A 21,743-nucleotide genomic window follows, 5' to 3' on the forward strand; every position below is an offset into this window, starting at 1 on the left:
CCGATGTTAACCGGGCAGCCCGCAAGGAGCTACCCAGTCAGCGCAGCTTAGGCTGCTACGACGACCACACGTACAGTGGCTTCAACGTCGCTGTGCAGGTGCACGGCTACGTCGTATTCGCCAACCTGACGGATGGTGCCGTTCGGCAGACGAACTTCAGCTTTGGCCACTTCAACGCCGGAGGCGGTCAGGGCGTCAGCGATGTCGTGGGTGCCGATCGAACCGAACAGCTTGCCTTCGTCGCCAGCGGTGGCAGTGATGGTCACTTCCAGCTCGGCCAGTTGGGCAGCGCGGCTTTCAGCCGACGATTTACGGTCAGCAGCTGCTTTTTCCAGCTCGGCGCGACGCTCTTCGAACGCAGCCAGGTTGGCGGCGTTGGCAACGGTGGCCTTGCCGAATGGCAGCAGGAAGTTACGGCCGTAACCAGCCTTAACCTTAACTTTGTCGCCCAGGTTGCCCAGGTTAGCGACTTTTTCCAGCAGGATCAGTTCCATTTGGTAAAACCTCTTAACTTTTAACCTTCACCGTTCGCGGAGTCATTTCCCTCAGGGGACTTGCGACCGCGAAAATCAATCAGGCTGTCGACAATGGCCAAAACCACGAGCAACGGATAAATCAGCTGCATTATCAGCGGCAGCGTCACATACATGCCGACCAGCCAGAAACCGGCCAGCCGACCCTGTGCCACCAGCCCATGCATCAAGGCGATGCCGGCCAGGACGAGCACCAGGCTGGACGCGGAAGCCAGGACGATGAACTGCGGGCCGATGAACGGACCCAACACCATCGCGGCAACCAGAGCCAGCATGACTGCCCGCGGCAACTTCAGGGCGCGAAACTCGCGACCGAAGCCTCCAGGGTTGTACAACGCTGCTTGCCAATAACGCGCCAGCATCAAAGCCAGCACACTGAACAACTGCAACATCACCGCTGTGGAAGCGACCAGCACAGGGCCGATCAGCTCACCGGGAATGACTGGCTTGCCTTCGACTTGCGGCAGCGCTTCGGAAAGCGCCTTGGCCAACACCTCGAAGGTTTCGCGCAGTACCGCGTCCAGGATGAGGCTGTAGACCAACCCCAACACAACACTGGACAACAACACCCGGCTCCAGGAATGCCCGGCACGCAACAAGGCGGCCAGCCCCAGTGTTCCCACCAGCACCAGCAAGGTGCTTGGATCACCGAAGGCCCATATGGCCACCGCCGGCAAAAGGCCGAAAGCGATGACCGTTGAAGCGTCCTTGAACCCGCGCCGCAGCAGCACAAGGCTCCCGGCAGCGGCACTCAACCAGAACAGCAGCGGTAATACCGCACTCACGACCACCACCAAGGTGGCCTGCACACGACCGCGCATGATGAAATCAGCCAACGCTCGCATGCTTATCCCTTACTACTTGTCGACGACCCGGTCTCAGCGGCCGTGGCTGTCGGTGTAGGGCAGCAGGGCCAGGAAGCGGGCGCGCTTGATAGCGGTAGCCAGCTGACGCTGATAACGAGCTTTGGTACCGGTGATACGGCTTGGAACGATTTTGCCGGTTTCGGATACGTAAGCTTTCAGGGTGTTGAGATCTTTGAAGTCGATCTCTTTCACGTCTTCAGCAGTGAAGCGGCAGAATTTACGACGACGGAAGAAACGTGCCATGTAATAGGCTCCTCAAAAGGTCCGTGGATTACTCGTCAGCGTTATCGCTGGAGTCGCTGTCATTGCTGTCGTCGCCTTCGGCGGAGTCAGCATGCTCAGGACGCTCACGACGCTCACGGCGCTCGCTGCGGTTCTCTTCGGCCTTCAGCATCTCGGACTGACCGGTTACGGCTTCGTCGCGACGGATGACCAGGTTACGGATCACGGCATCGTTGTAGCGGAAGTTGTCTTCCAGCTCGGCCAGGGCCTTGCCGGTGCACTCAACGTTCAGCATCACGTAGTGAGCCTTGTGAACATTGTTGATTGCGTAGGCCAGTTGACGACGGCCCCAATCTTCCAGGCGGTGGATCTTGCCACCATCTTCTTCGATCAGCTTGGTGTAACGCTCAACCATGCCGCCGACTTGCTCGCTCTGGTCCGGGTGAACCAGGAAGATGATTTCGTAATGACGCATGAATGCTCCTTACGGGTTAGTAGTCTGCCAGCGTATCTGGTCAGACAAGGAGTGAATGACACTGTATGTCTTGCCATGGAGGGGAGGCACATGCGCACCTGCCAGCTCGGCAAGGGGCGCAATTGTAGAGAAGGCGGTGCGCACAAGCAAGGTGATTGGCGATTATTTGAACAGCCGGAAACACTTTAGACCTGCACGCCCTTCATCGCCGGCCAGCCGGCTTCCACAGGGATCGCGCCAGCTATGTAGAAGTTGAGCACGACAGTTGCTGCCACCGGACCACCACAGGCATTGAACCTATGGCGGTATCCGTGGAGTGCCAGCTTGGCAGTGGTAGAGCCTTACAGGCGCAAGATCAGCGCTTGGACTGACGCTGGCGCACTGCCTCGAACAGGCAAACGCCCGTAGCCACCGAAACGTTCAGGCTGCTGACGCTGCCCGACATTGGCAACTTGACCAGAAAATCGCAATGCTCACGGGTCAGGCGGCGCATGCCCTTGCCTTCGGCGCCCATGATCATCACCAGCGGGCCGGTCAGGTCCTGCTGATAGATCTCTTGCTCGGCCTCACCGGCCGTACCCACCACCCACAGGCCACGCTGCTGAAGTTTCTCCAGGGTGCGCGCCAGGTTGGTCACGGCCACCAGCGGAATCACTTCCGCTGCGCCGCAGGCCACCTTGCGCACCACCGGCGTCAGCGTCGCGGATTTGTCCTTGGGCACTACCACTGCCGTAGCCCCGGCAGCATCGGCGGTGCGCAGGCAGGCGCCAAGGTTGTGCGGATCGGTGACACCGTCCAGCACCAGGATCAGCGGTGGCGTTTCGGTGCGCTCGAGCAACTCCTCGAGCATCAACTCGCCCCACACCTGGCTTGGGCTGACCTCGGCAACCACGCCCTGGTGGACACCCTCGACCCAGGCATCCAGCTCACGGCGCTCGGCCTGGCCGACTTGCACACGGTTTTCTGCGGCCAATGCCAGCAACGCCTGGATGCGTGGCTCACTGCGCCCTTCCGACAGCCAGATCTGCTTGACCCGCTTCGGGTGGTGCTGCAGCAGCGCTTGCACGGCATGCACGCCGTAGATTTTTTCCAGCTGACTCATGACTTGTTCTTGCTCTTGCGCGGCGCACCGGACTTTGGTGGGCCTTTACGGTGCTTGGTGGGCTTGCCGGAGGGCTTGCCGCCTTTGTCCGACTTGCTGCCAGCGTGGCCGCCAGTGCGCGCGTCGGTCATCAGCGCCTTCTTCATTTCGCGGCTTTTGCGCACTTCGGCGTTACGCTGCACGGCGTCTTTCGGGAAATAAGCCTCGGCGGCCTCGCTCTTGCGGCTGCGCGGTTTCGGGGTAGCCCGCGCCTCCACCGCCGGCTGCTGCTCGGCTTTTTCTGCAGCGCCTGCAACCGGTGCAGCACCACGGTTCTTGCGGCCAATCGGCGCGGCGAGCTGCTGCTCGGACACTTCGAAGTCGATCTTGCGCTCATCAAGATCAACGCGCATGACCTTGACCTCGATGGTGTCGCCCAGACGGAAGCTGCGCCCGGTACGTTCACCCGACAAGCGGTGATGCACGGGGTCAAAGTGGTAGTAGTCACCCGGCAGCGCACTGACGTGCACCAGGCCTTCGACATAGATATCGGTCAGTTCGACAAACAGCCCGAAACCGGTAACCGCGGTGATCACGCCAGGGAAGGTCTCGCCCACGCGGTCCTTCATGAATTCGCACTTGAGCCAGTTGACCACGTCACGGGTGGCTTCGTCGGCACGGCGCTCGGTCATGGAGCACTGCTCGCCGAGCTGGTCGAGCGTGTTCACGTCGTACGGATAGATACGCGCCTTGGGAATGCTCATGGCGCCGGCACGCTTGACGTGCGGAGTATCGACCTTGGAACGGATGACGCTGCGGATGGCGCGGTGCACCAGCAGGTCCGGGTAGCGACGGATCGGCGAGGTAAAGTGCGTGTACGCCTCGTAGTTCAAACCGAAGTGGCCGTTGTTGTCGGTGCTGTACACCGCCTGGCTCAGCGAACGCAGCATCACCGTCTGGATCAGGTGGAAATCCGGGCGCCCGGCGATGCTTGCAAGCAGCGCCTGGTAGTCCTTGGGCGAAGGGTCTTTGCCTTTGTGCAGGCTAAGGCCCAGCTCGCCCAGGAAGGCACGCAGCTTTTCAAGGCGCTCCGGTGGCGGACCATCGTGCACGCGGTACAGCGCCGGCACACCATGCTTGTTGAGGAACTCGGCCGTGGCGACGTTGGCCGCCAGCATGCATTCTTCGATCAGCTTGTGGGCATCGTTGCGCACGGTCGGGCGGATTTCCGCGATCTTGCGCTCCTCACCGAAGATGATGCGGGTTTCCTGAGTTTCGAAATCAATGGCGCCGCGGGCGTGACGGGCATCCAGCAGCACCTTGTACAGGTTGTACAGGTTCTTCAGGTCTGGCAGGACTTCCTTGTATTCCTCGCGCAGCGCCTTGCCCTCACGGGTGCGGGCATGCTCGAGCATGCTGCTGACCTTGTTGTAGGTCAGGCGGGCATGGGAGTGGATCACCCCTTCGTAGAACTGGTAGTCGACCATCTGGCCGGCCTTGTTCATGGTCATTTCGCAGACCATGGCCAGACGATCGACGTGCGGGTTCAGCGAGCACAGGCCGTTGGACAGCTCTTCCGGAAGCATCGGTACAACGCGCTCGGGGAAGTACACCGAGTTGCCGCGCTGCTGCGCCTCGACATCCAGGGCAGAACCCAGACGCACGTAGCTGGACACGTCAGCGATGGCCACATAGAGGCGCCAGCCACCGGAGAACAGCCGCAGCTTGCCAAGCGGCTCACAATAAACAGCGTCGTCGAAGTCGCGGGCATCCTCGCCGTCGATGGTGACGAAGGGCAAGTGGCGCAGGTCGATGCGCTTTTCCTTGTCCTTCTCTTCGACTTCGGAGCGGAACTTGCGCGCCTCTTTGATCACATCCTGGGGCCAGACGTGCGGGATGTCATAGCTGCGCAGGGCGACATCGATTTCCATGCCCGGCGCCATGTAGTTGCCGATCACTTCGACCACATCGCCTTGGGGCTGGAACCGCGGAGTTGGCCAGTGGGTGATCTTGATTTCGACGAACTGGCCGATCTTGGCACCACCATTACGGCCCGCGGTCACCAGCACTTCCTGCTGGATCTTAGGGTTGTCCGGCGTCACATAGCCGATACCGCCTTCTTCGAAATAGCGGCCGACCACGCTTTCGTGGCCGCGGGAAATGACCTCTACCAGCACACCTTCACGCCGGCCACGACGGTCGAGCCCCGAGACACGCGCCAAGGCACGGTCGCCATCGAATACCAGGCGCATTTGCGACGGGCTGAGGAACAGGTCGTCGCTGCCATCGTCAGGGATGAGGAAACCGAAACCGTCGCGGTGGCCGGAGATCCGGCCGCAGATCAGGTCCAGTTTGTCGACCGGGGCGTAGGTGCCGCGCCGGGTATAGATAAGTTGGCCGTCACGCTCCATGGCGCGCAGGCGGCGGCGCAGGGCTTCGATCTGGTCTTCTTCGTAAAGACCGAACTCGGCCGCCAGCTCCTCGCGCGCGGCCGGTTCGCCACGGTCGGCAAGGCGCTGCAGGATCAGCTCACGGCTGGGGATAGGGTTGTCGTATTTTTCCGCTTCGCGAGCGGCCTCGGGATCGAGGGATTGCCAATCGGCCATCAGAAGGGGTTCACCTTGGGGTATATAGATATGAATTCTGGCATAGGCCTATTGAAACCGGAAATGTCGGGCTTGGACAGCCCCAGCAGCATGTCCGCAGTGCGGCAATAGGCGTGTGGAATCAACAGGTTGAATTTTTGAAATTTTTTTTGATCAGGGGCTTTACAGCCCTTGGGAGCGTCCGTATAGTGCGCACCACAACGACGGACAACCCCGAAGTTGTAGTAGAGATGAACGGCGCTGTAAAGCATCTTTTTTATCTCGAATGTGTGCCCAGGTGGCGGAATTGGTAGACGCGCTGGTTTCAGGTATCAGTGACCGCAAGGTCGTGGAAGTTCGAGTCTTCTCCTGGGCACCAAGTATTTCAAGTAACAGATGACCAAGGATCTGTTACTACTGTGTGAAGCGAACGATAGTCGCCTTCATCAGATGATGTAAAGCTTTGCCCAGGTGGCGGAATTGGTAGACGCGCTGGTTTCAGGTATCAGTGACTTAACGGTCGTGGAAGTTCGAGTCTTCTCCTGGGCACCATACAAAAACCCACTAGCTTGCTAGTGGGTTTTTTCTTGCCTGCGATTTTGTTTCAGCCCTCCCCTGCATGGCGAACCATCCGACGATGGGCTGACCATGAATTTCTCGTCACACGGCCACTTGAGAAACGATTTCGTTTACCATTGTTTCCAAATATGTAGCCGTAAGCGAGGAAGTACCCGCATGACGATCCGTCCGCAACCGCTGATGCGCACCCTGGCCGCCGCTGTTCTTAGCCTGGTGGTGGGCGCCCCGGCCGCCATGGCAGACGAGCCGGTCACACTGACCATGTACAACGGTCAGCACAAGGAAATCGGCGAAGCTATCGCCAAGGCCTATGAGGCCAAGACCGGCATCCATATCAATATTCGCAAAGGCAGCAGCAACCAGCTGGCCAGCCAGATCATCGAAGAAGGCGACCGCTCGCCGGCCGACATCATCTACACCGAAGAATCGCCGCCGCTGAACAACCTGGGCGAGCTGGGTTTGCTGGCGAAGATCGATGACGCCACACTGAACATGCTGCCCAAAGAATACGTTGCCGCCAACGGTTCCTGGATGGGCGTGACCGCGCGTACCCGCGTGGTGGTGTTCAACCCGAAGAAGATCGACGAGAAAGACCTGCCGACCACGGTAATGGATTTCGCCAACCCCGAGTGGGACGGCAAGGTCGGTTTCGTACCGACCAGCGGTGCCTTCCAGGAACAGGCTGTTGCCATCCTCAAGATGCACGGCCGTGAAGCCACCGAAGAATGGCTTACCGGCCTGAAAGCCTTCGGCAAGACCTACACCAACAATATGGTCGCCCTGAAAGCCGTGGAAAAAGGCGAAGTCGCCGCCGTGCTGGTGAACAACTACTACTGGTACGCCCTGGAGCGTGAGCGCGGCAAACTGGACTCCAAGCTGTACTACCTGGCCGACGGTGACGCCGGCAACCTGGTGACTATCTCCGGCGCCGCTGCGATCAAGGCCAGCAAGCACCCGAAGGAAGCCCAGGCGCTGCTCAACTGGATGGCCAGCGTAGAAGGTCAGCGCGTGATCACCCAGACCACTGCTGAATACCCACTGCACAAAGGCATGGTGTCCGACCGTGGACTGAAGCCGTTCGAAGACCTGCGCCCGCCGAAAATCTCGCCAGCCGACCTGGGCAATGCCGAGGAAGCGCTGGAGCTTGAACGTGAGGTCGGCCTGCTCTGATGACCGCCGCCCTGTCCGAGCCGGTGCCGGTACGCTTCGTACCGCGCCGCAAGCGCCCCTCCATCTGGGTGGTGCTGCCTGTACTGTTTCTGGTTGCAATGAGCTTGCTGCCATTGCTGTACGTCGCGATGAAAGCCTGGGAAGCCGGCTGGCGCGAAGCCTTGCACCTGCTCTGGCGCCCATTCGTCTGGGGCCTGATGCGCAACACCCTGATGCTGATGGTCGGGGTGACGGTGGCGTGCATGATGGTTGGCCTGGCGCTGGCGTGGCTACTCGAACGCAGCAATCTGCCAGGCCGTCGCCTGTGGGGCGTAGTGCTGTGCCTGCCATTCGCCGTACCATCGTTCGTCAGCAGCTTTACCTGGGTGTCGCTGAGCTCGGACTTCGAGGGGCTGGGAGGGGCCATTCTGGTCATGGCCCTGTCCAAGTACCCACTTATATTCCTGCCGGTGGCTGCCACACTGCGCAACCTCGACACTTCGCTTGAAGAGTCGGCGCGCACGCTGGGCTGCAGCCGCTGGGGCGTGTTCACCAAGGTCACCCTGCCGCTGCTGTGGCCGTCGATGCTCGGCGGCGCATTGCTGATTGCCCTGCACATGCTGGTGGAGTTCGGCGCCTTGTCGATCCTGGGCCTGCAGACCTTCACCACGGCGATCTATCAACAGTTCGAACTGGAGTTCAGCAACGCCAACGCCGCCATGCTCTCGGCAGTGCTGCTGGCGCTGTGCCTGGCGATGCTCTGGCTGGAGCTGAAAGTGCGTGGCAAGGCGCGCCACGTGCGCATCGGCCAAGGTGTGGCACGCCGTGCGCAGCCGATGCGGCTGGGCCGATGGATGCCCCTGGCGCAGCTGTTCTGCGTGACGCTGGCGATACTGGGTAGCGGGATTCCGCTGGCCATGCTCGGCTACTGGCTGAGCGTGGGTTCGTCGGCGGCGTTCCCGGTCGCGGCGATCAGCAAGGCGCTGCTCACCTCGCTGTCAGTATCGCTGGGGGGCGCAGGTTTCTGTGTACTGCTGGCGCTGCCGGTGAGTTTCCTGGTGGTGCGCTACAAAGGCCGCCTGGCGATCTGGGCCGAGCGTCTGCCCTACCTGCTGCACGCCCTGCCCGGCCTGGTGATTGCACTAACGCTGGTGGTGTTCGCCCTGCACTACGTGCCGGCGCTGTACCAGACCACTGCGCTTTTGCTGCTGGCTTATGCGCTGCTGTTCCTGCCACTGGCCCAAGCGCCGGTGCGCACTGCCCTTAACAAAGCCTCACCGACACTCGAAGAGGCGGCCCGCACCTTGGGTGCAAGCAGCTTCGCGGCGTTTTGCCGGGTGACCTTGCCGATCATCTTCCCAGCCTTGGCGGCCGCCTTCGCACTGGTATTCCTCGATGCCATGAAGGAACTGACGGCCACCCTGCTGCTCAGCCCCACTGGCATGACCACCCTGGCCACCGAGGTCTGGGCGCATACTGCCAACGTCGAGTTCGCGGCGGCGGCGCCTTATGCAGCGTTGTTGATCTTGGTTTCGGGATTGCCGGTATATCTGCTCACGACGCGGATGTATTTGAACAAGGCGTGAGAACCTGTCCAGGCTGGCGAGCAGCCTGGACCGTGACTAGGCGCTGGGCAAAAGAAGCTGTCATCAAGACAAGCGGCAAACGCTCACCGCGGCCTGCGCAAGTCACCTTCTGAACTCGCAGCGAACATGCTGGAAACGAAAGTATCAAAGGCCTAATCAGTACTCACTCATACAGACAAAAATTAAAAATGAGATGAGCATAAGATTCCATAGCACAACCAATATACACCGCATCGCCACCGAAAACCTAACTACCTCCCTTGAGTCAACCAGCCCTCTATTAATGAATATCTTTGGCATAGTCAGCACTATCGAGACCGTGCAGATCCGCATGACACGCCCGATCAAGCCCGCCCGCGAATACAGGTTTTTATTCCCCATCACAAAACTAGAGTTGGAAAGCATAGACTCTATAAACTCTAGATAACGATACGATAAATACACCAACACCAAGAGGGATAATACCGCTAAAACAAAACAGCTCAATACAACCAGATCCACCACAGTGATTGCCATGGATTTACACTACGCCAAAATATGTCAGCAAAATATTCCCCGCCTTGTCCACCTTTGTCTCCACCAATCCTGGCACCTACAGTCCCACCCAATACAGCAAAGCTTATGCATTGCTCCCTCCAGTAGAAATACCCAAGACCGGCGTACACACCACTATAGCAATAGCACCTCCAAAGGCTTCCCCTACGGTGCTGCCGCCAATGCCATGCGCGACAGGTCGCGCAGGCTGCCGGCCAGTTCGCCCCGCCTTAGCGCGGCAGCTGCGTCGGGGTCGGCACCGGCATCACGCAGGACCATGGCGCCGATTTCGACTCAGGTCCGCTGCGCCACTTCGCCCGCCTCATGGACATTGCCCTGCACTACGTGTCAGCGTTCTAAAAAACTACCGCGCTGCTAATGCAGGCCTCCGCTGCTGTTCTTACCACTGGCCCAGGCGCCTGTGCGTACCGCACTAAACAAGGCCTCCCCGACCCTCGAAGAAGCAACCCGTACCTTGGGCGCCAGCGGTTTCGCGACGTTCTGCCGAGTGACCTTGCCGACCATCGGCCAGACGCTAACGACGGCGTTCGCCACGGTGTTTCTTGATGCCATGAAGTAGCTTACCGCCACCCTGCTACTTAGCCCGACTGGCATGACCACTCTGGCCACCGAGCTCTGGGCGCATACCGCCAACGTCGAATTTGCGGCGGCGGCACCCTATGCGGCATTGCTGATTGTGGTTTCGGGCTTGCCAGTTTATCTGCTGACCACGCGATGTATTTGAATAAGGCGTCAGAACGACTCCAGGCTGGCGAGCAGCCTTGGTTTTCGAACGACACACAGGAGCCTACCTCCAGTACTCTATCCAAATAAAAAACAGAACAATCAGTGCAATCAGCAATATTTGCATATTCCACAAGAGCACTAACAGCCTGTGCAAATCGATGGGAACCTTACTAACGTCATCGCTATCTAGTAAACTCTTTCGGACGCTAAAATATTTCATAGATAGCATTGCAGAAATCGAACCTAACCGCATGACTTTCCCGAGCAACCCAGCATGAGAATAAATTTCTCTATTCACAGCCACCATTCGACTATTTGATAAGATTGATTCGATACGATCCAAATATCGATACACTAAAAAAATCCACACACCAAACATCAAAAATGGAGAAATAATCACAGCCACACCGAGCACCGCCAGGTGCAAGTTACTCATCGCACCGCCTCATACAAAACCTCCCCTCCTCTTCTCCAGCGACACTTGCAATATTACGCATGCGGAATTTGCCATTCCATCGGTGGGAATACCTACAGCAACAAATGCTATTGCCTCCATACGCCCCGACATATCCACCAATCGCCCACTCCCAAGCCCGCAACTAGCGAACTCCTCTCGACGCACTCAGCCTTTCTACCAAGCGATTTGGGAAAACAGCCTGAGCACTTGAGGCTACATCATTGGCTCACGTTAAAACCCTTATTATCCAATTGAAAGCAAAGAACAAGATCGTCGACAATACGAGCCCCAGCCACGATGGTAGTAGGATTTTTTTAATAGGCTTTGGGAAGCTCTCTACATCCGAAACGTCTGCCACACCTTTTCGAATGAACAACCCCGGAATCATAAGCATGTTTGCCGCCAGGCAGGTCCGCATCACCTTCCCAACAAGTCCGGCCGATGAAAAATTATCCTTATTACTCTGAATATAACTGCATTTAGACAGGGCCGCTTCAATATCCTTTACATAACGACAAGCCAAATAAACCATCATGCACACGCTGCCCCCCATACAAGCTATTAGGATAGACGCGATTACTGTCATTGCTACGGAACTCACTCTCGTACACTCTCATAAATCACCTCCCCCAGACCGCCCATCCACTCACCACCGTAATCCCCTCCATACTTCCCACCCACGGCCGCGCCAATTACGACGCATGTTACCCCTCCAAATCCGGCTGAGGGAATTCCAACCGCCACACACACAGAGCTTAGCAACGCGCCTCCCACGAGCCCTCCACCGGCAGTACCAGAAATCCTACCGACCAGGTCGCTGGTCTCGACAGATCTAGCTTAACGAGCCACCACCCAAGTGGGACTTCATGCAGTTCATCAACCTCCCCTAGCGTCTTTTTGACGGGCTCCAGATGTTTGCTCCGCAGGCTTGGGGAACTGCGCGGTCGCGGTGGGAGCCGGCTTGCCGGCGATGGGCTGCGCAGCAGCCCCCATAGCCGAGCTGTGATAGCCCGAGCGCGCTCGACGGGGCCAGCGAGCATCTGGGGCCGCTTTGCGGCCCATCGCCGGCAAGCCGGCTCCCACTTGGATTACGGCAACTTTTAGAAGTTGAGCCAGACAGTTGCTCCCAGGGATCGCACAGCCTTTCGAATTTTAAGCAAGACAGCTTCTCCCAAGCCTTGATTCGCATGATCAGGCGCGGAATTGCCCCAGGCTCGCCCGCAACTGCGCCGCCAAGTCATCCAGCACCTTGCTGCTCGCTGTGGTTTGCATCACCACTTCTGCCGAACGCTCTGCCTGAGCATGGATATTCTCAACCCGCCCACGCACCGCCTGCGCCCCATGCGCTTGCTGCTCAGCGGCCCGCGTGGCCAGCCCGATTGCGGCATGCACCTGCTCCACTGCCGCCTGCACCGACTGCTGCCGGCGCTCGTTCTCGCGTAGCACCGACAGGCCTTCACTGGCCTTCAGACCCGCCTGGCCGATGGTTGCCACCGCCTCCTTGGCGCCCTTCTGCAGCGCTGCGATATGGGCCTGAATATCACCGGTCGAGCTTTGCGTCTTGCTCGCCAGTGCCCGCACCTCGTCGGCCACCACGGCGAAGCCGCGCCCGGTTTCGCCGGCACGCGCGGCCTCGATGGCGGCGTTGAGCGCCAAAAGGTTGGTTTGCTCGGCGATGCCGTGAATCACGGTCAGCACCACCTCGATTTGCTCGCTCTGCCTGGCCAGCCGTTCGATCACCTGCGAGCCGGTTTCGACTTGGCCTGCCAGGTTCTCGATCATGCCGGCCAATTGGGTTGACGCGCGGCTGTTCTCATCGGTCGCTTGCCGGATGTCGACCACCTGCTGCAGCGCCGCCTGCATGGCGTGGCTTTCAGCCTGGGCCTCATCGGCCATGCTCGACAGGTCGCGCAGGCTGGCGGCCACTTCGTCGCGTTGCAGTGCTGCGGCAGCATCGGCGCCAGCATTGCGCTGGGTCATGCTGCCGATCTCGACCCCCGTACGCTGTGCCACCTCGCCGGCCTCGCGGACAATCGGCTGCAACTTGTCGACGAAGCGGTTGACCGCTGAGGCCATGTCACCAATCTCGTCGCGACTGTCGAGGTTGACGCGCTTGGTCAGGTCACCTTCACCTGCAGCCAAATCGTTGAGTGCGGTGATCAGCAGGCGCAGCTTGCTGAGCACCCGACGGCCTAGCACCAAGGCCACTACCAGCAAAACACCCACCCCTACCACCACAAGACCCAGCCCGATGCGCCAGCGCAGCTCTGCGGCAGCGTGGCGCACGGTTTGTGCGGTATTGGCCTGCATCGCCGTGGCACTGCCCTGTGCGGTTTCCAGGCGCTCGCGCAGGGCCTTGCCGCTGTCCGCTGCGGCGGCACCGAGGCTGTCACCCACCAACTGCTCTCCACTGGTGATCAAGGCAGCGAAGCGCTGGTCCAGGGCTTTGAGCTCCTGATCGACACCGGCAGTGGATACCCCCATCAGTACCTTGCCGATTTCCGCGCCGTTGGGGCTGATCGAGGCTTCGACGAAGTACACCGAAGGGTCGCGGCGAGCGGCATCCAGTACCTTGTCCAAGGCCCGCTCACCCTGGCCCTTTTCCATCAAGGCCTGGTTGATCGGGTTCTGTCGATTCAGGTAGCGGGTCAGGTGCTGACCCTGGGCGTCGTCATAAATCACGAACAGGACGTTGGGGTTGCGCTGGGCCCGACGCGCGAAGTCTGAAAGCACCGGCACATCGTTGTCCCAGATAGCCCGCGGGGCGACCGATGCCAGCAGTTGGGCCATGTCGTTGGCCGAGTCCTTGAGGTTTTTTTCCAGTGTTGCGCGCAGTTGCTGCTGCTCGGTTTGCAGCCGCTCGGACAGCCCGGCACTCAGGCGCTGTCGCGTACTGCTGGAAAGGCTGTCGAGGCCGGCGCGTACGTCCTGCCCAGCTTGCTCAAGCTCGCTGGCAAGCTTACGGCTATCGCTGCCCAGGCGCTCGCCCAAGTCGGCCTCAAGGGCAGTGACAGTGCTTCGGGTCAGCGCAACGGCGACCAGCACCTGCACCAAAAGGGCGATACCAAGGGCAACAAACACAGGCCGCAAGAGGCGGCTTCGTAACAGTGAGAGGATGGCAGACACGGTAAAACCCTCGTGCTTTCTGGCGCCATTATTTTGATGGCATCTACAGCAACTTCTTACAGCAAGGGTTGTGCCGGGCACAGCAGGGAGAAACGCCAAGGTTGAGCAGCGGTGCTATTAGCACCAAGCCGATGCAAAAACGCCGCGCTCCCTTTCAGGAGCGCGGCGTCAGATCAGCCTGTGGCAGATCAGGCGAACGGATGACGCAGCACGATGGTCTCGTTGCGGTCCGGGCCGGTGGAGATGATATCGATCGGCGCGCCAACCAGCTCCTCGATGCGCTTGATGTAAGCGCGAGCAGCTTCTGGCAGGGCTTCCAGGGACTTGGCGCCCACGGTCGACTCGCTCCAGCCTGGCATCGTTTCGTACACCGGCTCCAGGCCGATGTAGCTGTCGGCGTCGGACGGGGCATCGTTAACGGCGCCGTTTGCGTCCTTGTAGCCAACACAGATGTTGATGGTTTCCATGCCGTCCAGTACGTCCAGCTTGGTCAGGCAGATACCCGAGATGCTGTTGACGTCGATGGCGCGACGCAGGATGACGGCATCGAACCAGCCGCAACGACGGGCACGGCCAGTGGTCGAGCCAAACTCGTGACCACGCTTGGCCAGGCCGGCACCGGTTTCGTCGAACAGTTCGGTCGGGAACGGACCGGAACCCACGCGCGTGGTGTAGGCCTTGGTGATACCCAGGATGTAGTCCAGGTACATCGGGCCAACGCCGGAACCGGTGGAGATACCGCCAGCAGTGGTGTTGGAGCTGGTGACGTACGGGTAGGTACCGTGGTCGATGTCCAGCAGCGAACCCTGGGCGCCTTCGAACATGATGTCCTTGCCGGCACGACGCAGGTTGTGCAGCTCGGCGGTGACGTCGAGCATCATTGGCTTGAGCAGCTCGGCGTATTCCATGCACTCGTCCAGCGTCTGCTGGAAGTCGATGGCCGGCTCTTTGTAGTAATTGACCAGCTGGAAGTTGTGGTAGTCCAGCAGCTCACCGAGCTTTGCAGCAAAACGCTCACGGTGGAACAGGTCGCCGACGCGCAGGCCGCGACGGGCGACCTTGTCTTCATAGGCTGGGCCGATACCGCGGCCGGTGGTGCCGATCTTGGCTTCGCCACGGGCTTTCTCGCGGGCCTGGTCCAAGGCTACGTGGTACGACAGGATCAGCGGAGCAGCCGGGCTGATGCGCAGGCGCTCACGCACCGGTACGCCCTTCTCTTCCAGCTTGGTGATTTCACGCATCAGGGCATCGGGCGCGACGACCACGCCGTTGCCGATCAGGCACTGCACGCCTTCGCGCAGGATGCCGGACGGGATCAGGTGCAGAACGGTTTTTTCACCGTTGATCACCAGCGTGTGGCCAGCGTTGTGGCCACCCTGGTAGCGCACTACGGCGGCAGCATGTTCGGTCAGCAGATCGACGATCTTGCCTTTGCCCTCATCACCCCACTGGGTGCCCAGGACGACGACATTCTTACCCATTACATTGGTCCTCATTCACGCAAACTTGGTTGCCGGCCTACTGCCGACGCAGAAACTCAATGGGTCAGCGGCAGAACCTGCCAGCGCCCGTCTTGCTGAATCAATTGCCGATCACAATCCGCCTCGAGAGCAGCACTCAACGGCTGGCCAGGCAGAGCCTGAACCACACGCTGGCCCTCGTTGCGCAACTGGCAGACCTGCTGCCAGAGGGCCGCGTCACCACTGTCGGGCATCCAGATGCCGCCAGTTGGCAATACGACCTCCGCTCGCCCCAGTGTGACCAGGGTCTTCAAATCCGTGGAGAAACCCGTGGCCGGGCGGGCCCGGCCGAAATCTGCGCCGATGTCGTCGTAGCGCCCGCCCTGGGCGATCGATTGACCTTCGCCAGGCACGAATACGGCGAACACCACACCGGTGTGGTAGTTGTAGCCACGCAGCTCGCCAAGATCGAAATACAGCGGCAGGTCCGGGTAGCGCGCGGCCAGGCGATCAGCTATCGCCAGCAGGTCATCCAGCGCCGCCAGCACGCTGGCTGGGGCGCGGCCCAGGCGCACACGGGCTTCGGCCAGCACTTCGCGGCCACCGCACAGCTCGACCAGCGCGCGCAGCATGTTGCTCAGGTCTTTCGGCAAGTCAGCAGTCAGTGCCTGCACTTCATCGACCGACTTGCGCTGCAGGGCATCGAACAGCTGCTGTTCGACTGCGCCGGACAACCCGGCGGCGCGCGCCAGGCCACGGTAGATGCCGACATGGCCGAGGTCCATGTGCACATCCGCGACGTCGGTCAGTTGCAGCGTGGCGAGCATCAGGCTGATGACTTCGACATCACTGGTAGGGCTGGCGTCGCCGTACAGCTCGGCACCCAGCTGGATCGGGCTGCGCGAGGTGGACAGGGCACGCGGCTGGGCGTGCAGTACACTGCCGGCATAGCACAGGCGGCTCGGGCCTTCGCGGCGCAGGGTGTGGGCGTCGATGCGCGCCACCTGCGGGGTAAAGTCGGCACGGAAGCCCATCAGGCGACCGGACTGCGGGTCGACCGCCTTGAAGGTGCGCTGATCCAGGTCCTGGCCGGCGCCGGTAAGCAGCGACTCCAGGTACTCGATATGCGGGGTGACGACCAGTTCGTAGCCCCAACTCTGGAACAGGTCCAACACCTGACGACGCGCGATCTCGATACGCGCAGCCTCAGGTGGCAGTACTTCCTCGATGCCATCTGGCAGTAGCCAGCGGTCTACCGTTGCCATTACGCCATTTCCCCTCTGGTCCGGGCGGCTTGCCTGCAGGCGAGCCGTCAGTAAAGCAGGCATTGGCGCACAGCAGCAGGCAGCACTGATCCCAGCGCCGCCACCGTACCCAATACCCTCGAATTGCCTTGCGAACTGACCAAACCGTCAACTGGCGCTTTGCCAATCAACCTTGCAGACGCAAAAAAGCCGGGAAATTTCCCGGCTGCCTCATCATACACCCCTTTTTAATCAGGATGCACCCCGCCTGGTATTTTAGCTGCCAGGCGGGGCACTTCCCGATCAGAGCATCAGGGCTTGCTCTTGTCCAGGAAGCGGAAGAACTCGTTCTTCGGATCCAGGACCAGCACATCGCTCTTGCTGGTGAAGCTGTCGCGGTATGCCTGAAGGCTACGGTAGAACGCATAGAAATCGGCGTCCTGGGTGTAGGCCTTGGCATAGATGGCGGCCGACTGAGCATCACCATCACCACGGGTTTCTTCCGCTTCACGATAGGCTTCGGCCAGCAGCACGCGGCGCTGACGGTCGGCATCGGCACGGATACCCTCTGCCAGCTCGTTACCCTTGGCACGATGCTCGCGGGCTTCCCGCTCACGCTCGGTGCTCATACGGTCGAACACGCTGCGGTTGACTTCCTTCGGCAGGTCGATGGCCTTGACGCGCACATCGACCACCTCGATACCCAGTTCCTTGTTGGCCATGCGGTTCAGCGATGCGGTGATATCAGCCATCAGCGCATCGCGCTCACCGGACACCACTTCGTGCAGGGTGCGTTTACCGAACTGGTCACGCAGGCCGCTTTCCAGACGACGCGACAGACGTTCATCGGCGATCTGCTTGAGACCGGACGTCGCGGTATAGAAACGCTCGGCATCCTGAACACGCCACTTGGCGTAGGCGTCGACCATCACCGCTTTCTTCTCCAGGGTCAGGAACCGCTGGGTCGGGGCGTCGAGGGTCATCAGGCGGGCGTCGAACCTGCGCACCTGGTTCACATAAGGAATCTTCACATGCAGGCCAGGCTGGACATCCGCCTGGACCACACGGCCGAACTGCAGCAGTACCGCACGTTCGGTCTGGGCCACGATGTAGAAGCTGTTCCAGGCCACGACGGCCAGCACCACAGCTGCGATCAGGGCGATCAGCGATTTATTGCTCATCAGCGGCTCTCCCTAGTGCGCATCTGCTGCTGTTGCTGTTGCAGGTCCTGCGCCGCACGTGCGGCCGCATCATTGGCCGATGGCGACACACTGGTAGCCGGCGCGGACTTGTTGCGACCGCTTTCGACCATCTTGTCCAGCGGCAGGTAGAGCAGGTTATTCTGCCCGTCCTTGGTTGCCACCATGACTTTGCTCGTGTTGCTGTAGACCTCTTGCATGGTCTCCAGATACAGACGCTGACGGGTTACGTCAGGTGCCTTGCGGTACTCGGCGAGCAGCTTGGTAAAGCGGTCAGCCTCACCCTTGGCGCGGGCGATGACTTCGTCGCGGTAACCGTTGGCGTCCTCGATGATGCGTTGCGCCTGACCACGGGCTTCCGGCACCACGCCATTGGCGTAGGATTCGGCCTGGTTACGGGCACGCTGCTCGTCTTCACGGGCACGGATCACGTCGTCGAAGGCTTCCTGCACTTCACGCGGGGCCGCCGCGCTCTGGACGTTGACCTGGGTGACGGTGATACCGGTACGGTAGTTGTCGAGGAAGCGCTGCAGGCGTTCGCGGATATCCACGGCCATCTGCTCACGACCCTCGGTCAACACCTGGTCCATCGAGGTGGAACCCACCACGTGGCGCAGGGCGCTTTCGGTGGCATGCTGCAGGCTCACCTCGGGCTGGTCGACGTTGAGCACGAAGTCCTGCAGGTTGGTGATCTTGTACTGGACGGTCAGTGGCACCTCGACGATGTTCTCGTCTTCGGTGAGCATCTGGCCCTGCTTGGTGTAGGCACGCTCACGCGTGACGTTTTCCATGTACTTGCGATCGATCGGCGGGAAGTAGATGTTCAGGCCGGGACCGACCGTTTCATAGTACTTGCCGAAGCGCAGCACGACGGCCTGCTCCTGCTCGTCGACCACGTACACGGCGCTGTACAGCCAGATGGCAGCCAGCACCGCCAGGCCGATGCCCAGCAGGCCGTAGCCGCCACCCTTGCCGACATTGCGGTCACCGCCGCCACGTTTCTTGCCGCTGCCGAACATGCCGTTAAGGCTGTCCTGCAGTTTGCGGAAGGCCTCGTCCAGATCCGGCGGGCCTTTTTTATCGCCACCGCCGCCACCACCACCGCGGCGACCGCCCCAGGGATCCTGATTGTTCGAGTTGCCACCCGGCTCGTTCCAAGCCATAGCGCTCTCCATCTGATAAAGCAAAGACGCGCCCACGGCGCGCCGTCCAATGCTACAGAATGCCTGCCACTGCTGCCCGACGACCTCGGCGGGCATTTATTGCAAAGTGTGTTGCTCGACAAACACTTGCGGCTCCATGCCTTCGCGGCTGACCAGGCGATTCAACTCGACCCTGGGCAATCGCACACTCAGCAGGCTGCGCCCTTCTTCGTCATGCTCTTCACTCTGCACCGCACCCAAGGCAAAGAATTGCGCGCGCAAGCGGGCAAAACGCTGCTCCAGGCACAGGGTACCGACAAAAAGATCATCCCCCAGCAATTCGGCAATGGCCTGACCAACCAGGTCCAGGCCACGACCATCTCGAGCCGATACCCAGACCCGCTCCGGCTTGCCATCGGCATTGCGCTGGATCTGCGGCTCGACATCTTCAAGCAGGTCGAGTTTGTTATAGACCTCGAGTATCGGCAAGCCTTCGGCACCGATCTCGCCCAATACTGCCAGCACCTGCTCGATCTGCTCCATGCGCTCTGGCTCATGGGCATCGATCACATGCAGCAGCAGGTCGGAGTTGCTCGACTCTTCGAGCGTAGCCCGAAATGCCTCGACCAGCTTGTGCGGAAGGTGACGAATGAAGCCTACGGTGTCAGCCAGCACGATTGGCCCAAGGTCGTCGAGCTGGAGCCGGCGCAGGGTCGGGTCGAGGGTGGCGAACAATTGGTCGGCAGCGTACACATCGGATTCGGTCAGGGCGTTGAACAGCGTGGACTTGCCAGCGTTGGTGTAGCCCACCAGCGATACCGACGGAATATCCGCGCGTCGACGGCCCCGACGGGCCTGCTCACGCTGGCTGCGAACCTTCTCCAGGCGTGACTTGATCTGGCGCAGGCGCACCCGCAGCAGACGCCGGTCGGTTTCCAGCTGGGTTTCACCCGGGCCGCGCATACCGATACCACCCTTCTGACGCTCAAGGTGGGTCCAGCCGCGCACCAGCCGCGTGCTCATGTGCTCGAGCTGGGCCAGTTCGACCTGCAGCTTGCCTTCATGGGTACGCGCCCGTTGGGCGAAGATGTCGAGAATAAGCCCGGTACGGTCAAGCACGCGACACTCGAAGACGCGTTCGAGGTTACGTTCCTGGCTGGGCGTGAGGGTGTGATTGAAAATCACCAGATCTACCTGTTCGGCTTTGACCAGGTCGCGCAATTCCTCGACCTTGCCGCTGCCAATCAGGTATTTGGCGGTAGGCTGATGCCTTGCCACTGTGACCAGCGAGACGATGTCGGCTCCGGCCGACAATGCCAGTTCCTGAAACTCCTGCGGGTCTTCGCGCGCCTCAGGGTTCTGACCTTCCAAGTGAACGAGCAGCGCCCGCTCACCACCACCGTGGCGCTCAAAGAACAATGCAGGCTCCTATCAGGCGTTGCCTGGTTCGCTGTCGCCGTGTTCGGAATCGGACGGGCTTGGCAGGCGAACCGGACGGGCTGGAACCACGGTCGAAATCGCGTGCTTGTAGACCATCTGGCTGACGGTGTTTTTCAGCAGCACCACGAACTGGTCGAACGATTCGATCGAGCCCTGCAGCTTGATCCCATTGACCAGATAGATCGAAACCGGGACCTTTTCTTTTCTCAAGGTGTTCAAGTAAGGGTCTTGTAGCGAATGCCCTTTTGACATATGCCGCACTCCTGTAAGGATAAATAGTAGAAAATCAGAAAAATCGATAAGTTAGGCCGCCCCTTCGCAAGAATAGACGGCAATCAGCAGGGACTCAGCTCAATATGGAGATGGCCCCAAGGTATTTCAAGGTGCGGGACAGATTGTCGCAGGCCAGGCTGTCGAGCCAGTGCACGTCGGACCAACCGCGCAACCAGGTGAACTGCCGCTTGGCCAGCTGGCGAGTAGCAATGATACCGCGTTCTCGCATCTCATTCTCAGTCAGCTTGCCGTCGAGGTAGTCCCAGACCTGCCGATACCCCACTGCCCGTATAGACGGCAGCCCGGCGTGCAAGTCACTTCTGGCTCGCAGCGATCGGACCTCGTCGACGAAGCCCTGTTCCAGCATCTGCGAAAATCGTAACGCAATTCGCTGATGCAAAATGTGACGATCTGTGGGAGCAATCGCCAAACTCGCGACAGTATAGGGCAAATGCCCACCAGCGCATGCGTCTGCGCCGCTACTTTCCGCGAATTGACGCTGGCGATGGGCTGTCATGCTCTCGCCACTCACCTGATAGACCTCCAGCGCACGGATCAGCCGCTGGGGGTCGTTGGGGTGGATGCGTGCGGCAGACTCCGGGTCCACTTCGGCGAGCTGGCGATGCAGCTCGGCCGAACCCAGCGCCTGCGCCTGGGCCTCGAGCGCGGCTCGCACCCCGGCATCGGCGGGCGGCATGTCCGCCAGGCCATCGATCAATGCCTTGTAATAGAGCATGGTGCCGCCTACCAGCAGCGGGACTTTGCCTCGCGCGGTGATCTCGGCCATGGCCTGAAGGGCATCGGTGCGAAACTGCGCAGCCGAGTAACTCTCGGCAGGGTCGCGAATATCGATAAGACGATGTGGATGAGCAGCCAAAACCTCTTTTGAGGGTTTGGCGCTGCCGATGTCCATGCCGCGATAGACCAGCGCCGAGTCGACGCTGATCAGCTCGCAGGGCAAGACCTTGGTCAGCTCGATGGCAAGGTCGGTCTTGCCGGCCGCCGTCGGGCCCATGAGGAATATTGCTGGGGGCTTGCCGCTCAT

The 21,743-nt window shown here is 60.4% G+C and carries 17 protein-coding genes, 2 tRNA genes and 2 pseudogenes; 5 read left to right on the forward strand and 16 right to left on the reverse strand.

The annotated features are described in order from the left end of the window. Positions 1-47: 47 nt before the first annotated feature. The 6 genes from rplI to rnr all read right to left on the reverse strand — a co-directional run bounded on the left by rplI (position 48) and on the right by rnr (position 5,783). Positions 48-494 carry a 50S ribosomal protein L9 gene (rplI, locus tag ABRP30_RS25050; protein ID WP_012316464.1) on the reverse strand — a complete coding sequence of 149 codons (447 nt, stop codon included), beginning with the start codon at positions 492-494 and terminating at the stop codon, positions 48-50. 20 nt (positions 495-514) lie between these two features. Beyond that, the gene (locus ABRP30_RS25055; protein ID WP_241806236.1) at positions 515-1,378 is read right to left on the reverse strand and encodes a hypothetical protein; all 864 of its coding nucleotides are present in this window, start codon (positions 1,376-1,378) and stop codon (positions 515-517) included. Between the two features lie 33 nt (positions 1,379-1,411). After that, on the reverse strand, positions 1,412-1,642 hold the full coding sequence (rpsR, locus tag ABRP30_RS25060) for a 30S ribosomal protein S18 (protein WP_003249563.1): 231 nt from the start codon (positions 1,640-1,642) through the stop codon (positions 1,412-1,414). Positions 1,643-1,670: 28 nt separating this feature from the next. Continuing rightward, entirely contained in the window at positions 1,671-2,096 is a 426-nt protein-coding gene (gene rpsF, locus ABRP30_RS25065; protein WP_003249557.1) for a 30S ribosomal protein S6, read from the reverse strand. 355 nt (positions 2,097-2,451) lie between these two features. Then, positions 2,452-3,198: a 23S rRNA (guanosine(2251)-2'-O)-methyltransferase RlmB gene (rlmB, locus tag ABRP30_RS25070; RefSeq protein WP_349976280.1), complete on the reverse strand. Its 747-nt coding sequence runs from the start codon at positions 3,196-3,198 to the stop codon at positions 2,452-2,454. After that, positions 3,195-5,783 (reverse strand): ribonuclease R, encoded by a 2,589-nt coding sequence (rnr, locus tag ABRP30_RS25075; RefSeq protein ID WP_241806237.1) that lies wholly within the window; start codon positions 5,781-5,783, stop codon positions 3,195-3,197. Before rnr ends, rlmB begins: the two co-directional genes overlap by 4 nt. Before the next feature lie 271 nt (positions 5,784-6,054). Between rnr and ABRP30_RS25080 the strand changes: the two genes are divergently transcribed. The 5 genes and pseudogenes from ABRP30_RS25080 to ABRP30_RS25100 all read left to right on the forward strand — a co-directional run. Then, positions 6,055-6,141 (forward strand) — tRNA-Leu (locus tag ABRP30_RS25080). A gap of 86 nt (positions 6,142-6,227) precedes the next feature. Then, positions 6,228-6,314 (forward strand) — tRNA-Leu (locus ABRP30_RS25085). A gap of 183 nt (positions 6,315-6,497) precedes the next feature. Next, entirely contained in the window at positions 6,498-7,511 is a 1,014-nt protein-coding gene (locus ABRP30_RS25090) for an extracellular solute-binding protein (protein ID WP_349976281.1), read from the forward strand. After that, a complete protein-coding gene (locus ABRP30_RS25095) occupies positions 7,511-9,076 on the forward strand; it encodes an ABC transporter permease (protein ID WP_372490365.1) in 1,566 nt (521 codons plus the stop codon). Before ABRP30_RS25090 ends, ABRP30_RS25095 begins: the two co-directional genes overlap by 1 nt. Positions 9,077-9,931: 855 nt before the next feature. Continuing rightward, a pseudogene (locus ABRP30_RS25100) lies at positions 9,932-10,355 on the forward strand (ABC transporter permease subunit); the annotation flags it as partial. A 63-nt stretch (positions 10,356-10,418) separates the two neighbouring features. On the opposite strand, the gene ABRP30_RS25105 reads toward ABRP30_RS25100, so the two are convergent. The 10 genes and pseudogenes from ABRP30_RS25105 to miaA form a co-directional block, all read right to left on the reverse strand. Beyond that, complete coding sequence (locus ABRP30_RS25105) at positions 10,419-10,793, reverse strand: hypothetical protein (RefSeq protein WP_349976282.1); 375 nt, start codon at positions 10,791-10,793, stop codon at positions 10,419-10,421. A gap of 1,212 nt (positions 10,794-12,005) precedes the next feature. Beyond that, positions 12,006-12,890: a methyl-accepting chemotaxis protein gene (locus ABRP30_RS25110; RefSeq protein WP_372490513.1), complete on the reverse strand. Its 885-nt coding sequence runs from the start codon at positions 12,888-12,890 to the stop codon at positions 12,006-12,008. Positions 12,891-12,911: 21 nt separating this feature from the next. Further along, positions 12,912-13,604, reverse strand: a pseudogene (locus tag ABRP30_RS25115) (methyl-accepting chemotaxis protein); the annotation flags it as partial. Between the two features lie 524 nt (positions 13,605-14,128). Then, the gene (locus ABRP30_RS25120) at positions 14,129-15,421 is read right to left on the reverse strand and encodes an adenylosuccinate synthase (protein WP_241806242.1); all 1,293 of its coding nucleotides are present in this window, start codon (positions 15,419-15,421) and stop codon (positions 14,129-14,131) included. Positions 15,422-15,477: 56 nt separating this feature from the next. Next, positions 15,478-16,665, reverse strand: coding sequence for an ATP phosphoribosyltransferase regulatory subunit (locus ABRP30_RS25125; RefSeq protein WP_349976284.1), 1,188 nt, complete (start codon positions 16,663-16,665; stop codon positions 15,478-15,480). 290 nt (positions 16,666-16,955) lie between these two features. Beyond that, entirely contained in the window at positions 16,956-17,825 is an 870-nt protein-coding gene (gene hflC, locus ABRP30_RS25130) for a protease modulator HflC (RefSeq protein ID WP_267819099.1), read from the reverse strand. Next, positions 17,825-19,006 carry an FtsH protease activity modulator HflK gene (gene hflK, locus ABRP30_RS25135; protein WP_267819101.1) on the reverse strand — a complete coding sequence of 394 codons (1,182 nt, stop codon included), beginning with the start codon at positions 19,004-19,006 and terminating at the stop codon, positions 17,825-17,827. The genes hflC and hflK overlap by 1 nt, the downstream gene beginning before the upstream one ends. A 96-nt stretch (positions 19,007-19,102) precedes the next feature. Then, a complete protein-coding gene (gene hflX, locus ABRP30_RS25140) occupies positions 19,103-20,404 on the reverse strand; it encodes a ribosome rescue GTPase HflX (RefSeq protein ID WP_267819103.1) in 1,302 nt (433 codons plus the stop codon). Positions 20,405-20,416: 12 nt separating this feature from the next. After that, positions 20,417-20,677: an RNA chaperone Hfq gene (hfq, locus tag ABRP30_RS25145; protein ID WP_003258160.1), complete on the reverse strand. Its 261-nt coding sequence runs from the start codon at positions 20,675-20,677 to the stop codon at positions 20,417-20,419. Between the two features lie 94 nt (positions 20,678-20,771). Then, positions 20,772-21,743 carry a tRNA (adenosine(37)-N6)-dimethylallyltransferase MiaA gene (miaA, locus tag ABRP30_RS25150; protein WP_241806247.1) on the reverse strand — a complete coding sequence of 324 codons (972 nt, stop codon included), beginning with the start codon at positions 21,741-21,743 and terminating at the stop codon, positions 20,772-20,774.

The organism is Pseudomonas sp. WHRI 8519 (genome assembly GCF_040224055.2).
GTDB classification, from domain to species: Bacteria; Pseudomonadota; Gammaproteobacteria; order Pseudomonadales; family Pseudomonadaceae; genus Aquipseudomonas; species Aquipseudomonas putida_X.